This window comes from Rhizobium sp. R693 (assembly GCF_002211315.1).
GTDB lineage: Bacteria > Pseudomonadota > Alphaproteobacteria > Rhizobiales > Rhizobiaceae > Rhizobium.
In genome coordinates this window covers 214697-229827 of sequence record NZ_LOKY01000047.1, presented here as the reverse complement: position 1 = coordinate 229827, position 15131 = coordinate 214697, and the positions used below count along the sequence as shown (strand labels likewise).

The 15131-nt window shown below is 60.8% G+C and carries 12 protein-coding genes; 8 read left to right on the top strand and 4 right to left on the bottom strand.

Annotated elements, in window-relative coordinates:
- Positions 1-2 precede the first annotated feature (2 nt).
- The 3 genes from ATY79_RS27320 to ATY79_RS27310 form a co-directional block, all read right to left on the bottom strand.
- On the bottom strand, positions 3-911 hold the full coding sequence (locus tag ATY79_RS27320; protein ID WP_088693308.1) for a LysR substrate-binding domain-containing protein: 909 nt from the start codon (positions 909-911) through the stop codon (positions 3-5).
- 172 nt (positions 912-1083) lie between these two features.
- Positions 1084-2976, bottom strand: coding sequence for a DUF882 domain-containing protein (locus tag ATY79_RS27315; RefSeq protein WP_088693309.1), 1893 nt, complete (start codon positions 2974-2976; stop codon positions 1084-1086).
- A gap of 180 nt (positions 2977-3156) precedes the next feature.
- Positions 3157-4710 carry a sigma-54 dependent transcriptional regulator gene (locus ATY79_RS27310; RefSeq protein WP_088693310.1) on the bottom strand — a complete coding sequence of 518 codons (1554 nt, stop codon included), beginning with the start codon at positions 4708-4710 and terminating at the stop codon, positions 3157-3159.
- Between the two features lie 205 nt (positions 4711-4915).
- Here ATY79_RS27310 and ATY79_RS27305 point away from each other — a divergent pair, with 205 nt between their 5' ends.
- From ATY79_RS27305 to ATY79_RS27295, 3 genes are read left to right on the top strand one after another with little or no spacing between them, the layout of a single operon-like run.
- Complete coding sequence (locus ATY79_RS27305) at positions 4916-6775, top strand: M3 family oligoendopeptidase (RefSeq protein ID WP_088693311.1); 1860 nt, start codon at positions 4916-4918, stop codon at positions 6773-6775.
- A 21-nt stretch (positions 6776-6796) separates the two neighbouring features.
- A complete protein-coding gene (locus tag ATY79_RS27300; RefSeq protein ID WP_088693312.1) occupies positions 6797-7957 on the top strand; it encodes an aminodeoxychorismate synthase component I in 1161 nt (386 codons plus the stop codon).
- Positions 7954-8580 carry an aminotransferase class IV family protein gene (locus ATY79_RS27295; RefSeq protein ID WP_088693313.1) on the top strand — a complete coding sequence of 209 codons (627 nt, stop codon included), beginning with the start codon at positions 7954-7956 and terminating at the stop codon, positions 8578-8580. The genes ATY79_RS27300 and ATY79_RS27295 overlap by 4 nt, the downstream gene beginning before the upstream one ends.
- Here ATY79_RS27295 and ATY79_RS27290 read toward each other — a convergent pair.
- Entirely contained in the window at positions 8577-9482 is a 906-nt protein-coding gene (locus ATY79_RS27290) for a sensor domain-containing diguanylate cyclase (RefSeq protein ID WP_088693314.1), read from the bottom strand. The two genes, ATY79_RS27295 and ATY79_RS27290, sit on opposite strands and share 4 nt — an antisense overlap.
- A 132-nt stretch (positions 9483-9614) precedes the next feature.
- On the opposite strand from ATY79_RS27290, the gene ATY79_RS27285 reads away from it, so the two are divergent.
- The 5 genes from ATY79_RS27285 (at position 9615) to ATY79_RS27265 (ending at position 15049) form a co-directional block, all read left to right on the top strand.
- On the top strand, positions 9615-9899 hold the full coding sequence (locus ATY79_RS27285; RefSeq protein ID WP_088693330.1) for a YciI family protein: 285 nt from the start codon (positions 9615-9617) through the stop codon (positions 9897-9899).
- Positions 9900-10008: 109 nt separating this feature from the next.
- Entirely contained in the window at positions 10009-10884 is an 876-nt protein-coding gene (locus tag ATY79_RS27280) for a DUF3445 domain-containing protein (RefSeq protein ID WP_088693315.1), read from the top strand.
- 127 nt (positions 10885-11011) lie between these two features.
- Entirely contained in the window at positions 11012-12463 is a 1452-nt protein-coding gene (locus ATY79_RS27275; protein ID WP_088693316.1) for a homospermidine synthase, read from the top strand.
- Between the two features lie 170 nt (positions 12464-12633).
- Entirely contained in the window at positions 12634-12999 is a 366-nt protein-coding gene (gene omp10 / locus ATY79_RS27270) for an outer membrane lipoprotein Omp10 (protein WP_088693317.1), read from the top strand.
- Between the two features lie 181 nt (positions 13000-13180).
- Positions 13181-15049 (top strand): 5'-nucleotidase C-terminal domain-containing protein, encoded by a 1869-nt coding sequence (locus ATY79_RS27265; protein ID WP_088693318.1) that lies wholly within the window; start codon positions 13181-13183, stop codon positions 15047-15049.
- Positions 15050-15131: the final 82 nt, after the last annotated feature.

Below are 15131 nucleotides of genomic sequence, written 5' to 3'. Positions count from 1 at the left end.
GGTCATCCGTTTGGGGGCGAGAGGCCGCTCCTGCCTCGCGAGGCGATGAGGACATCGTAAAAGGCCTCGAACGAGTCCGACCGGTCGGCCTTGCAGCGGACAAGAAACGTCTCCACAGCACCGATCTTGCGAGTGACGATATCGACAGGCCAGCGCAGCAGATCGAACACCGAGCGCGGCATGACGCCGAAGGCATTGCCGGCGACAATGCTCGCGAGGATCGCGTGATAGGAACCGAGCTCCAGCGTGCGCAGCGACGTGGCATCCTTAGCCCACTCCTCGGCCATTCGCCGATAGGTGCACCCGGGCTCCATAACAGCAAGTGTGCCGACGCGCAGGTTCTTCGCGTCCTTGATTTCAGGATGTCTTGGGGGAAGGACAAGGATCAGATCCTCGACATGAATGCGCCGTGCATCGAACCTGCTGAGGTCGAGATCGGCATAGCGTGTCTTGTCGAGCGACGCCTCTGGTGGCCGCGCGACCAATGCGCAGTCCAGCTCTTCGGCTAGCACACTCTGCATGAGCTCTCGCGTCGCGCCCATTGTCAATTGCAGAGAGACGTCGGGCCACAACGATCCGAAGCGCCTGATGACCTCAGGGAGCCGACTTGCAGCCGTGCTCTCCATGGTTCCAACACGCAGCGCTCCGGATGCCATCAGCGGCCGCACGGCCTGCCTTGCTTCCTCGGCTAGGTCAGCAAGACGCGTCGCATAGGACAGGAAGATCGTGCCTTCGCGCGTCAGCGACATCTTCTTGCCGTCGCGAGAAAACAGCGCCACCCCGAGATTCTCTTCGAGCTGCTGGATACGGGTCGTGACATTCGACGGGACACGGCCTACCGCAACCGCCGCCTTCGTGACGCTGCAAGTCGACGCGACCGCCTGAAAGATTTCGATTGACGACAGATCCATGTCTTCACTCATCGAGAATGTTAGAGGCGCTTTATTCTCGATATGGAAATCAAGATCAACCCACGCTTTTGCCGAAACCGCGCTCCGCCGCGCGACTTTCCGCCACAGGGCCGGAAAACAAAAGAGCCGCCGGATCGCTCCAGCGGCTCTTACAAATTCCTAAGTGTCCAGCTCAGTTCGACTCGAACTTCCGCACTTCCATGAAGTTGACCGCGCTGCCACTGAAGCGGCCGGGATCGATGGAGGCTGTCTTCGTGAAGCCGTCGGCATAAACAGAAGTCGGCTGGGCGCGAAGTGTCTGGCTGACAAAGCGCGGCGCCTTGACCGGCTTGGTGACCATCTCCATGCGGGAGTTGGTAAGCGCCCACTGCGAAATGATCTTCTGCGTCAGCTTCGGCTCGGTGCGAATTGTCGCGCGGCTGGCGTCGGCCTCTGCGGCCTCATGCTTCGTCGGACGGCCACCCTTGGTCGGCAGGCCCTGCGACAAGGCGTTGGCATCCGACGGCTTCGGTGCATCAAAGCCATCGCCGAAGCTTGCAGACTTCGTGGAAGGGGCAAGTGCGGCAAGCTGCAACGGTTGCTTCTCGCTCGGAACCTTTTGCGGCGTTGCCGCGTTAATCGCCTGCTCGACGCTCGTGACCGGCGGCTGGGTAGACGCGACCTGACGGTCGCCGCCACCATTCTGCTGGTTAAGGGCATCGGCAACGGCCGGAGAAAGCGTATCCTCCTGGTCTGCTACGTCGTCCTCGGCTTCAGCATCGGCATCCGCCGCGGCCAGAAGCTTTTCGGCAAGCGCCGGTCGTTCACCCGGCGTCGGAACCGCTGCGAGATTCCCCGTCATCGCAGACGGATCAGCCGAAGCGACTTCCGCGTCGCCTGGAGAACGGCGCGGTCCGAGCAGAGAAGGAACCGGTACGCTATAGGCGCTAAGATCCGCGAACTGCTGCTGACCTTGCTCAGTCACGGCAGAAAGGGCTTCTTGCGCTGCATTTCCGGATTGCGGAGCGACGAGGGCACTGGCCATCTCGCTACCGCCTGGCTGATTGGCGAACGCCGGACGCACCTGCGGAATCGGCGCGTTGACGCTTGCGACCTCAGTAGCCTGCGCGGGCGCCTGCTCGCCGGGATCGGCGGCGTTTGGCATATTAGCCGCCGGCGGCGACGCCTTCGCGACCGCGACTGCTGCGCTGCTATCATCATCAGAACTGTCTTCGGCTTCATCCGCACCGCCGCCAAACAGGGCAGCAAACAGTGTCTTATGCTTTGGCTGATCGCTCGACGACGAGCCCGTATAGGCACCGGAGCTTGCCATCTGCACCTGGGTCGAACTTACGCGGCGCTTGTAATCGGCCACGGCCTGCTCGTAACCCGGCAGTGGACGACCATCCGCAGGGATATGCATCGTGTTGCCGTTCGGGAAAAGCCGAACGAGTTCTTCGCGGCTCATCCGCGGCCAGGCGCGAACGCCGCCGACATCCATGTGCACGAAGGGAGAGCCCGATTTCGGATAGAATCCAACGCCGCCAACCTGCATTTTCATGCCGATGCCGCGCAAAGTCGCCAATTTGACGTCAGGAATGAAGAAATCCATTGCCTTGCCGAGCATGTGCTGGCTCTTCTCGGCGACGCCGGAATTGCGCGAGCGCGCCTTCAGCATGGCGTTGGTAGACGGCGAACGGAAGCCGCAGACGACGTTGATATAGTCGCGCGAGCCGCTCTGGCGATAGACTTCCCAGATGAGATCGAAAAGGCGCGGGTCCATCCTCGTCGGCTGGTTCTTGCGCCAGTCGCGAAGGAAGCGATTCAACTGCTCGAGACCCTTCGGATCGTACCTGCCGTTGCGCTTGTAGGTGATGACGGCCTTTTCGCCAGTATGGATGAAATAGAGTTTGAGGCTACGTGTTTCGCCAGCCGCCTCGGAAGGCGAACTGACCAGAACCGGCGACGAAACAGCGAGTGCGAGAAGGGCGGCCATGGCCGTCCTAAACACCTTTCCGCAAAGGTCCGTGTACCTATTGCGCCAGCTCAAGCGCCAAGGTCTCGTATTCCGATTCAGATCCGGCAAACTCAATCCCCGTCAGACAGCCGATGGTCCCTCTTTGACACCGTTGACTGTTAAATGCGGTCACACGATGGCAAAAATGCCACACGTGATCAACCTTTTCCTTACATAATGAACAGGCCACTAACAAGTGGTTTATGATTGGTAACAAAAGATGATTGCCGGAATGTTAATTTGGGGGACTTATGCGGCGTCCTTCTGCGGATTGTCGGGGTCTATGCCGTAATCCTTGAGTTTCCGGTACAATGTGGATCGTCCGATACCCAATTTCCGAGCCACTTGACTCATCTGCCCCCGATAGAATTTAAGGGCGAATCGGATCAATTCCTCCTCGACATCCGCAAGCTTGCGCACGTCCCCGGCGGGGTTCGTGCTCGCAATCGCGTTGTCAGGCGCCTCCGTGATTCGTGCGACAGCCTCTTCGACGCTGGCCTGATGGGCCGGGTACTCGGCGGTCGAAAAGTCACTTTGCCGATCGTGGCGCGTGTTGTCTGCGACCAGCGCCAGATGATCGACGACCTCGTATTCCGGCAGCTGCGCCGCGATCTGCGGGAAGTCTGCCTCGGTCAGCTCGCCGCCCTCGGCAAGGACAACCGCGCGGAAGATCGCGTTCTCGAGCTGGCGGATATTGCCGGGCCAATCGTAGGCGGTGAGCAGAGCCAGCGCGCCGGCGCTGACCGACATGCGTTGGCCGCCCTTCTGCTCGCTAGAGAAGCGCTCGGCGAAGACCCGCACCAGATGCGGAATGTCTTCCTTGCGCTTGCGGAGCGCCGGAATGGTGATCGGGAAGACGTTCAGGCGATAGTAGAGATCCTCGCGGAAGTGGCCGTTCTTGACCTCTTCGATCAGATCTTTGTTGGTCGCAGAAATCAGCCGGACGTTGACCTTGTGCGCCGTACGTGCGCCAACAGTCTCGATTTCCCCCTGCTGGACGGCCCGCAGCAGCTTCACCTGAACCTCAAGCGGCAGGTCGCCGATTTCGTCGAGGAAGATGGTGCCGCCATCGGCTTCCATGAACTTGCCGATGTGCCGTTCGGTTGCGCCAGTGAATGCGCCCTTCTCGTGACCGAACAGAATGCTTTCGACCAGGTTGTGCGGAATGGCGCCGCAATTGACAGTGACAAACGGCTTGCCGGACCGGTCGCTGCCCGACTGGATGGCGCGGGCGACCAGCTCCTTGCCGACGCCGGACTCGCCTTCGAGCACCACGGGAATATTGGACTGCGCTGCGCGCTGCGCCAGATCGATCACGCGCAGCATTGCCGGGCTTGCCGAAACAATGTCGTCGAAGCCGACGCTGCCGGAACGCGACCGGCGGCCAGCGCGCGCCTTGACCTCGCGCTGGTCGAGCTTCAGGGCGTTCAAGATCGAGTTGGCGATCCGCTCTGGCGAGACCGGCTTGACGACGAAATCGAAAGCGCCGGCGCGCATCGCCTGCACCACGGTCTCGATGCCACCCTGCCCCGTCTGGACAATCACCGGAACATGCGTGCCGAATTCGTGCAGTGCCTCGAGGAATTCAAGACCCGTCATCTCGGGCATCATCAGGTCAAGAACGATGACGTTGTAGAGGCCGCTGCCTCTCTTCACCATCTCCAGCCCGATCCGGCCGTTTTCAGCCTGATGGACGACGTGGCCGTGACGCTCGATCGCGTTCTTGAGCAGTCGACGCTGGATCGGGTCGTCCTCGACGACGAGTATCTGCGCTGCTCCCTTGAGCTCATGGTAACCGGTCATTGGTGCCTCACTTCATGCGAAACCTGAGACGCACTCTGGCAGAAAGGCTTGAACATCCAGTTTTGAGAAACAATTGCATTTTAACGTTTGTGGCGGGGTCGAATCCGACCCGAAACGGAGCTTATGGGCTGCCGAAAGCCCCTTGATGCCAAGCCTTTAGGCGCATAGACAGTCAAACCTGTCGCAAAAGAGGAAGAGGACCCCGATGATGAAAAACATGCTCTCCGGCACCGCCATTAATTTTTCGGCAAGTTCCGCTGCCTCTGCGACCGATGCCGCCCTCGGTGACCTGCCGACCTGGAAGTTGCAGGACCTCTACCCTTCCGCAACATCCACGGCCTTCACTGGCGACATGGAGAAAGCCGGCAAGCAGGCAATCGCCTTCGAAGAGAAATGGAAGGGGAAGCTTGCCGACGCCGCGACCAAGAAAGGTGCGGAGGGCATCGGTCAGGCGCTGAAGGAATACGAGGCGCTGGACGACATCATCGGACGCCTCGGCTCCTTTGCCGGCCTCACCTATTTCTCCGACACGTCGAACCCGGTGAACGGCAAGCTCTATGGAGACGCCCAGGCGAAGATCACCGAGTTCTCCAGCCACCTCCTGTTTTTCGCGCTTGAGCTCAATCGCATCGACGACGCCGTGATCGATGCCTGCATGGCAAACGACCCGGATGCCGGCCACTATCGCCCTTGGCTCATCGACCTGCGCAAGGACAAGCCCTACCAACTGGAAGACAAGCTGGAGCAGTTGTTCCTGGAAAAGTCGATGACCTCGGCCGCCGCCTTCAACCGCCTGTTCGACGAGACGATGGCGGAGCTACGCTTTGACGTCGACGGCGAAAAGCTGCCGCTCGAAGTCACGCTGAACATGCTGCAGGAAAAGGATCCTGAAGTCCGCCGCAAGGGCGCGATGGCGCTCGCGCAGACCTTCAAGGAGAACCTGCGCATCTTCACCCTCATTACCAACACGCTCGCCAAGGACAAGGACATCTCCGACCGCTGGCGCGGCTTCGAGGACATTGCCGATTCCAGGCACCTTGCAAACCGCGTCGAACGCGATGTGGTCGATGCGCTCGCCGCCGCCGTCAAGCAAGCCTACCCCCGCCTGTCGCACCGCTATTACAAGATGAAGGCGAAATGGCTCGGCATGGACCAGATGAACTTCTGGGACCGCAACGCGCCACTGCCGGAAACCTCCAATGCCATCATCCCCTGGAACGAAGCAAAAGACACGGTGCTGTCAGCCTACAGCAACTTCGCCCCTGAAATGGCGGCGATCGCCAAGCGTTTCTTCGACGAACAGTGGATCGATGCCCCGGTCCGCCCCGGCAAGGCGCCGGGCGCCTTCGCGCATCCAACGGTTCCGTCGGCGCATCCCTATGTGCTCGTCAACTATCTCGGCAAGCCGCGCGACGTGATGACGCTCGCGCACGAGCTTGGCCACGGCGTCCATCAGGTTCTGGCCGGCGCCCAGGGCGCTCTGATGTGCCAGACGCCGCTGACGCTCGCCGAAACCGCCTCCGTCTTCGGCGAAATGCTGACCTTCCGCGCCCTCCTCGACAAGACCAAGGACAAGCGTGAGCGCAAGGCGATGCTCGCCCAGAAGGTCGAGGACATGATCAATACGGTCGTGCGCCAGATCGCCTTCTACGAGTTCGAGCGCAAGGTTCACACCGCCCGCAAGGCCGGCGAGCTAACATCCGACGATATCGGCGAGCTCTGGCTCTCCGTGCAGTCGGAAAGCCTCGGGCCGGCGATCAAGATCTCGGAAGGCTACGAGACTTACTGGGCCTATATTCCGCACTTCATCCACTCGCCCTTCTACGTTTATGCTTACGCCTTCGGCGATTGCCTGGTGAACTCGCTCTATGCCGTCTACCAGAAGGCCGACAAGGGCTTCCAGGAGAAGTATTTCGAGCTCCTGAAGGCGGGCGGCACCAAGCATCATCAGGAGCTCCTGAAGCCGTTCGGCCTCGATGCCACGGATCCGTCGTTCTGGAGCAAGGGGTTGTCGATGATCGAAGGGCTGATCGACGAATTGGAAGCGCTTGATAAGAGCGCATAAGCTCTCGATCCAAAGGCAGGCATGACCAACGCTGGACGCTACGTTCTGTTCCGGGATGACACGACAGGGCAAGTGATGCTCTTTTCCGATCCGTCGGAGATCATCATAGCCCGGACGCGCGCCGAGTTCCTTGCCGGCCTTGCCGGCATGGAAAAGGCAAAGACCGCCGGTAAATGGCTGGCGGGCTACATGGCCTATGAAGCGGGCTATCTCTTCGAGGAGAAGCTGGCCGCGTTCCTGCCGGAAGGTCGGGAGACACCGCTGCTCGCCTTCGGCGTCTTCGATGCTCCCGAAGCCGATGCCCATCCGCTTGCCCAGGTGAAACAGCGCGGCGAGAACGGTGAGTTCCTCAGCGAGCCCAGGGCCGGTTGGAATTTCGCTACATATAAAGAGCGCTTCGACCGCCTGCACTGGCATCTGCGCCAGGGCGATTGCTACCAGGCAAACCTCACCATGCCGATCACCGCCCGCTGGAATGGCGATCCGCACACGGCCTTCTGGTCGTTGATTTCACGGCAGCCGGTAAAGTACGGCGCACTCGTCGATCTCGGCGGCCCCATCCTGCTTTCGCGCTCGCCCGAACTCTTCTTCCGCACCGACGAGGAAGGCTGGATCGAAACCCACCCGATGAAGGGAACGGCGAAACGCGGGAGTGACGATGCCGAGGACGCCGCGATCATCGCCGCGATGCGCGAGGACATCAAAACCCAGGCCGAAAACCGCATGATCGTCGATCTGCTGCGCAATGACATCTCGCGCATCACGGAGGTCGGCACGTTGGATGTCCCGAAGCTCTTCGACATCGAGACCTACCCGACCGTGCACCAGATGGTCAGCCACGTGCAGGCGAAACTCCTCTCCAATCTGACCATTCGCGACATCTTCGCCGCGCTCTTTCCCTGCGGATCGATCACCGGCGCCCCGAAGCTCAGCGCCATGCGGATCCTGCACGCGCTGGAAGACACGCCGCGCGATACCTATTGCGGCGCTATCGGCATGATTGCTCCATCAGGCGCCATGCGCTTTTCCGTCGCGATCCGCACCATCAGCCTGTTCTCGGGTGGCAGGGCGGTCTTCAATGTCGGCGGCGGCATCGTCTTTGATTCCACCGCCGAAGCCGAATACGAGGAGTGCCTTCTGAAGGCGCGGTTTGCGATCGGCGATCAGGAGATCGCGCGATGAACGACTTCTCGCTGATCGAAACGCTACGCTGGGAGCCGGAGATTGGCTTCATCAGGCTGCGCCTGCATCTTGCACGCCTCTCCCGCTCCGCCCGTCGTATCGGCTTTCCCGATGCCCAAAACGCCGCCACGAAACTGGAGGAGGCCGTTTCCGACGCCACGACGGCCCTGCGAATGCGGCTGACGCTTGATCGGCAGGGGCGGATCGAGGTCACCGCGGCTCCCTTCGTACCGACGCCGGCCGGCACCGAATGGAAGGTACGGATTGCCGACACCCGTCTAGATTCAAGCGACAGATTGCTGCGGCTGAAGACGACGCGGCGCGGCGTTTACGAGACCGCCCGAGCCGAATTTCCGGCCTCGGAGGCTGACGAGGTTCTGCTTCTGAACGAACGCGGCGAGGTCTGCGAAGGCACGATCACATCCGTCTTTCTCGACGACGGATCGGGCACGCTGCGCACCCCGCCAATCTCCTGCGGCCTGCTGGCTGGTGTCTTGCGCACCGAACTGATCTGCCAGCGCAAGGCACGTGTCGGACGCATCTCCGTGAAAGATCTGAAAGCTGGAAAACTTTATATGGGCAATTCGCTGCGCGGGCTGATCCCAGCCCGACTCGTCGGCTAGGCCACGATTTTCAGGCGATCTCGGCCACTCTGCTTGGCGTTATACAGGGCTTCGTCCGCGCGGGCATAGACCTCACGCGCTGTCTCGCCCGGCCGCAACTCGGCCAATCCCGCGGAGCAGGTATAGGAGAAGGAGGGCACGGTGGGTACCGGACAGGCGCCGCGCACCATTCCGATGATGCGTTCGATAATCAGCTCGGCCTGCGCCAACGTCGTATCCGGCAGGATCAGCATGAACTCCTCGCCGCCGATCCGTCCGAAGCTGTCACGCCGGCGGATGACCGGCTGCACGCGGCGCGAGAAATCGATCAGCACATCGTCGCCGAACTGGTGACCATAGATGTCATTGATACGCTTGAAGAAGTCGAGATCGATGATGCAGATGCAGCCGACGCCTGCATTGGCGGTGCCTTGACGCGCGATCAGGCTTTCCAAGGCCGCCATCATGAAACGACGGTTCGAAATGCTTGTCAGCTCGTCCGTCTGCGAGGCCCGCAGCGCAAAATCACGGTCCTGCCGCACGTCGCGCTCGCTCTGCTTCAGATGCGTGATGTCGCTGGCGATGCAGAGCATCCAGCCGTCCTTCTGCACCGTCTCCGTCATCCAGAACCAGCGGCCGTCGACGACGTCCGTTTCGAACGCCCTGAACGGCAGTTTGCCGCGCCGCGATTGTGCGGAAACGAGCCATGTCTCGAAATCGGCGGTGCGAATGATCGTACCCTGGCCCGCCCGGGTGTTGCGACGCATGAGTTCCGACCACAAGGGCGTCTCATCAGGTTCGATGGCGTAGGTCGAACGAAATGCCGCGTTTGCATAGCGCAACCGATCTTCCTGATCATACATGGCGATCAGGACGGCGCTATCTTCCTGCAATTCGGCAAGCCGCTCAGATATCTGGGTCATCCGATTGTTCCGGGCGTGCTGACATCAACGGTTCGCACTTTCGAGCAGAATCCTAAAAAGAATATGGATGGCTCCGCGCCAATTGAATATTCACATGCATCAGAACGCAACACCCTGAAAGGAAATTCTGCGATGTTCATCCTCGCCCTGACTTATGCGAAGCCGAACGAGGAAGCTGACAAGCAGATGGAGCCGCACATGGCCTGGGTCAGGCAAGGCTATGCCAAAGGCTGGTTCCTGGCCTCCGGACGCAAAGTGCCGCGCACCGGCGGCGTGGTCCTCGCGATCGGCCAGCGGGCCGAAATCGAGGCCTATGTCGCGGAAGATCCATTCACGGTGCACGGAATCGCCAAATACGAAATCACCGAAGTCGCCATCACCACGACGGCGGCGGGACTGGATATTCTGAAGCACTGAGCGACGAATCGGCCGCCCGCTCGCTGCCTGGTTCCATCCGGCGGCACGATGCCGACTGTCAGTGCGGATGGTCTTCCATCAGTGCACGTTGACGGCATAGAGTGGGATCATGACGCGTCTGACCTACACGCCCTACGGCGGCTCCACCCGCCCCTTCACCATCGGGTTGATGCCGCTCGATCTTGCCCGTTGGATCGAACCGGATAGCGACCGCGCACGCTATATCGGCGAGAAGCGACGACTGATTCAAACCCATCGTGATGAGATTTTCGTAGCCGAGGGGGAGACCGCAGAGGCACAACAGGAGGTCCTTGATCTCCTGCAGGCTCATCTTGCCGATCACCATCCGGCGCGCGCCCGTAGCATCGCCGATGCCGCCGAGCAGGACACGCCGCCGCTGTTGCGCGCCGGCCTGCTGGTGCAGGACGATCTCGTGATCGTGCGACGCAGGCAAGACGGCTGGCATCTCGTAGCTGGCTTCGTCGCCTTCCCCTCCTCATGGTCGTTGCAGGAGAAATTCGGTCGCCCGATGCATGCAATCCATGCCGACGTTCCCGGTTTCGGCGAAGGCACCCGCAACGCGGCACTCATCACCCGCATCTTTGACAGTCTGCAGGTTTCACAGCCGGTGGAACGACTGAACTGGTCTGTGAACGTCACGGACGATCTCTTCCTCCCGTTCTCGAAGCACCGCCGCCCGCCGTCTGCCGTGCCGTTCACGCTCGCTGAGCGCTTTGCGCGGGTCGAGCGCCAGACGCTGCGCAAATTGCCGAAGTCGGGCGATATACTCTTCACCATCCGCGTTTATGTCGATCCGATTGCCGCGATCGCTCACCATCCGAACGCCAGCAAACTCGCTGTCAGCTTCGCCGCGCAACTGGATGGTCTCGACGAGCACCAGGCGGCCTATAAGGGCCTAACATTGCAAAGGGCGGAGCTCGCCGCGAAGCTTCGGGCGCTCGCAGACACCCTGTCTCCCGCCTGATATTTGCGTTCTCGCTCTTTATTGTGACGCCGTTTTGTGGTTAGAGCCGGTCACTTCGCATTATCTGCGCCATTTCAGATGAATTCTTAAGGCCCACCGCCTTCGTCGCCTTCCACAGGAGAAAAGAATGACGAAACAGACCCACCCGGTATATGCCGAAATTACCGGCCCGATCGTCATGATCGGCTTTGGCTCCATCGGCCGCGGCACCCTGCCGCTGATCGAGCGCCACTTCAAGTTCGACAAGAGCCGGATGGTTGTCATCGACCCGCGCGACGACGCAGATCATACCGAAATCATGGCAAAGCATGGCGTGAAGCACATCAAAGCTCATGTCACGAAGGACAACTACAAGGAGCTGCTGAAGCCGCTTCTGACCGAAGGCGGTGGCCAGGGCTTCTGCGTCAATCTTTCCGTCGATACCGGATCCGTCGACCTCATGAAGCTCTGCCGCAAGCTCGGCGCCCTTTACATCGACACCGTTGTTGAGCCCTGGCTCGGCTTCTATTTCGACAAGAGCATGAAGAACGCCGACCGCACCAACTATGCGCTGCGCGAAACCCTACGCAAGGAAAAGGCCAAGAACCCCGGCGGTCCGACGGCCGTCTCCACCTGCGGCGCAAACCCGGGCATGGTCTCGTGGTTCGTCAAGCAGGCGCTCGTCAACCTCGCCAACGACATCGGCCTGAAGTTCGAAGAGCCGGATCAGCATGACCGCGAAGGCTGGGCAAAGCTGATGAAGAAGGTCGGCGTCAAGGGCGTCCACATCGCCGAGCGCGACACGCAGCGCACCAAGCATCCGAAGCCGCTCAACGTCTTCTGGAATACCTGGTCGGTCGAAGGCTTCATCTCCGAGGGTCTGCAGCCGGCCGAACTCGGCTGGGGCACTCACGAAAACTGGATGCCGAAGAACGGCAAGAAGCACAAGAAGGGCTGCAAGGCGGCGATCTACCTCGAGCAGCCGGGCGCCAACACGCGCGTTCGCACCTGGTGCCCGACGCCCGGCCCGCAGTACGGCTTCCTCGTCACCCACAACGAGTCGATCTCGATCGCCGACTACTTCACGGTTCGCGACAAGGACGGCGAAGTAACCTTCCGTCCGACCTGCCACTACGCCTACCATCCGGCCAACGACGCGGTACTGTCGCTGCATGAAATGTTCGGCAATGGCGGCACGTCGCAGCCAGTCCATCACGTCCTCGATGAGGATGAACTGGAAGACGGCATCGACGAACTCGGCGTCCTGCTCTACGGCCACGAAAAGAACGCCTACTGGTACGGCTCGCGCCTGTCGCTGGAAGAAACCCGCCGCATCGCGCCTTACCAGAACGCGACCGGCCTGCAGGTGACCTCCGCCGTCCTCGCCGGCATGGTCTGGGCGCTCGAGAACCCGAACGCCGGCATCGTCGAAGCCGATGAGGTCGACTACAAGCGTTGCCTGGAAGTCCAGACGCCGTATCTCGGCCCGGTCGAAGGTCACTACACCGATTGGACCCCGCTCGACGGTCGCCCGGGTCTCTTCCCGGAAGAGATCGACACCAAGGATCCGTGGCAGTTCAAGAACATCCTCGTTCGCTGATCTTGGCTCGAACCACATTCGAAGATGCCCGCCGCAAGGCGGGCATTTTTGTAACGCCTGCTGTATAAATGCCGTCTGGCGACCTTGAAGACTTGCCTTCCCGGACGGCCCGCGCCATGTGTTTCACAACCACACGGATAGTTTTCGTTCCGAATCCCCGGGAGAAGCTCATGAAAATCAGAACCCTCCTTGTCCTCCTCGGCGCGTCCGCGGCGCTTGCCGCCTGCACCACGTCGCAACGGCCGATACCGGTCGCGGCAACCCCGGTGCCGACGGGCGTCGAAGGCTCATGGGCGGATCCGAACGGCATCATCTCCACCTTCCAGGCCGGAACCTTCACCACCCGCACGACCGACAGCAACCAACTTCTCGCGTCGGGCACCTATGTGAACACCTCGCCGTCGCTCGTCGAGATCAACATGACATCGCTGGTACGCAAGACGCAATCCAAGGTCAACTGCGCGCTGGTGACCCAGAGCCAACTGAACTGCACCTCGGACGCCGGGTCGCAATTCACCCTGACCCGACGCATGTAAGGTCGCCAAGCACCAAACGATAAAAGCTCCCTTCGCGGGAGCTTTTTTTGTTTACCGCTCTCGGAAAGCGTCAACGCTGTCACAGCTTTTTCTCTTGCGGCCACCAATGCTTAATGGAAACATCACCGCGTAGGGACGGCGGAGCGCAGGGGCTAGCTTCGCTCAAAATCAGGAGAGCAGGATGACGAAATCCTTTCAGTTCGGTCTGCTGACCGCGTCGATGCTGACGCTGTCGAGCGGCGCCGCCTTTGCCGATTACGAACTCAATATCCTTCACATCAACGATTTCCATTCGCGCATCGAGTCGATCAACAAGTTCGATTCCACCTGCTCGGCCGAAGAAGAGGGCAAGAAGGAATGCTTCGGCGGCGCCGCCCGCCTGAAGACCGCGATCGACCAGCGCCGCGACGCTCTTGGTGGCAAGAACGTGCTGCTGCTCAATGCAGGCGACAATTTCCAGGGCTCGCTCTTCTACACCACCTACAAGGGTGCCGCCGAAGCTGAAGTGCTGAACGACATGAAGTTCGACGTCATGACCGTGGGCAACCATGAGTTCGACGACAGCGAGGACGGCCTGGCAACCTTCCTCGACAAGGTGAAATTCCCGGTCATTTCGGCAAACGTCCTGGCCGGTGACGGCTCGAAGCTCGGCGACCGTATCAAGCCTTCTCTGGTGCTTGACGTCGGCGGCCAGAAGATCGGCATCGTCGGCGCGGTGACCAACGACACGGAAGAACTGTCCTCGCCCGGCCCGAAGGTGATGATTGCCGACGACGTGCAGACCATCACGGCCGCCGTCGAAGACCTGAAGAAGCAGGGCATCAACAAGATCATCGCGTTGACACATGTCGGCTATCCGCGCGACCTCGCCGCAATTGCCAAGATCCCCGATGTCGACGTTGTCGTCGGCGGCCATTCGCACAGCCTGCTGTCCAATACCGATCCGAAGGCGGAAGGCCCTTATCCGACGATGGTCGACAATCCCGGCGGCTATAAGGTGCCGGTGGTTCAGGCTGCATCCTACAGCAAGTATCTCGGCGATCTCCTCGTGACCTTCGATGACAATGGGGTCGTCAAGGAAGCCAAGGGCGGCCCGATCGTGATCGACTCTTCCTTCACCCCCGATCCGACACTCACCGCCCGGATCGCCGAGCTCGCCAAGCCGATCGAGGAACTGCGCAAGAAGATCATCGGCTCCAGCGAAGCCCCGATCGAAGGCGACCGCACCGTCTGCCGCGTCAAGGAATGCTCGATGGGCAATCTCGTGGCTGATGCCATGCTCGACCGCGGCAAAAGCCAGGGCATGACGGTCGCGATCCAGAACGGCGGCGGCTTGCGCGCATCGATCGATGCCGGCAACGTTACCCAGGGCGAAGTCATTACCGTTCTGCCGTTCCAGAACACGCTTGCGACCTTCCAGCTGACGGGCGCTGATATCCGCAAGGCATTGGAAAACGGCCTCGGCAAGATCGAGGAAGGCGCCGGCCGCTTCCCGCAGGTGTCCGGCCTGAAATACACCTTCGACAAGACCAAGCCCGCAGGCAGCCGCCTCGTATCGGTCGAGGTCAAGGACGGCGATGCCTTCGTACCGCTCGATGACGCGAAGACCTATGGCGTTGTCACGAACAACTTCATGCGGGCAGGTGGAGACGGCTACTCGATCTTCGAGACGGCGGGTAAGAACGCCTACGACTTCGGACCCGATCTTGCCGACGTGACCGCCGAATACCTGGCAGCCCACTCGCCCTACAAGCCCTACACCGATGGGCGCGTCACCGAGGTTGCGGCATCGGGGACGGAAGCCCCCGCAACGACTGCGCCGGCCACATCCACGCCCGCTGCGGCAGCGCCCACGGCCGAAGCACCCGCAGCAGCCCTTGCCCCCAATACGCCAACCAACCACGTGATCGCCGCCGGTGATACGCTCTGGGATCTTGCCGAGCAGTTCTATGGCAACGGCACACTCTGGAAGAGAATTTCGGATGCAAACGGCAAACCCGCGCCGCACCATCTGACGATCGGCAAGGAACTGCAGATTCCATCGAAGTAAGACGATTTGTCTCGATCCTGAAAGCCGGTCCGGGGTTTCCCGGCCCGGCTTTTGTTTCTATAGGGTGAACCAGCAAGGCCCG

What these genes read in the sequence shown, in the direction of transcription:
- ATY79_RS27300 (WP_088693312.1), top strand. Translation starts at nt 6,797, where the DNA reads ATGACCAACGCTGGACGCTACGTTCTGTTCCGGGATGACACGACAGGG.
- ATY79_RS27290 (WP_088693314.1), bottom strand. Translation starts at nt 9,482, where the DNA reads ATGACCCAGATATCTGAGCGGCTTGCCGAATTGCAGGAAGATAGCGCC.
- ATY79_RS27295 (WP_088693313.1), top strand. Translation starts at nt 7,954, where the DNA reads ATGAACGACTTCTCGCTGATCGAAACGCTACGCTGGGAGCCGGAGATT.
- ATY79_RS27285 (WP_088693330.1), top strand. Translation starts at nt 9,615, where the DNA reads ATGTTCATCCTCGCCCTGACTTATGCGAAGCCGAACGAGGAAGCTGAC.
- ATY79_RS27310 (WP_088693310.1), bottom strand. Translation starts at nt 4,710, where the DNA reads ATGACCGGTTACCATGAGCTCAAGGGAGCAGCGCAGATACTCGTCGTC.
- omp10 (WP_088693317.1), top strand. Translation starts at nt 12,634, where the DNA reads ATGAAAATCAGAACCCTCCTTGTCCTCCTCGGCGCGTCCGCGGCGCTT.
- ATY79_RS27305 (WP_088693311.1), top strand. Translation starts at nt 4,916, where the DNA reads ATGATGAAAAACATGCTCTCCGGCACCGCCATTAATTTTTCGGCAAGT.
- ATY79_RS27275 (WP_088693316.1), top strand. Translation starts at nt 11,012, where the DNA reads ATGACGAAACAGACCCACCCGGTATATGCCGAAATTACCGGCCCGATC.
- ATY79_RS27265 (WP_088693318.1), top strand. Translation starts at nt 13,181, where the DNA reads ATGACGAAATCCTTTCAGTTCGGTCTGCTGACCGCGTCGATGCTGACG.
- ATY79_RS27280 (WP_088693315.1), top strand. Translation starts at nt 10,009, where the DNA reads ATGACGCGTCTGACCTACACGCCCTACGGCGGCTCCACCCGCCCCTTC.
- ATY79_RS27320 (WP_088693308.1), bottom strand. Translation starts at nt 911, where the DNA reads ATGGATCTGTCGTCAATCGAAATCTTTCAGGCGGTCGCGTCGACTTGC.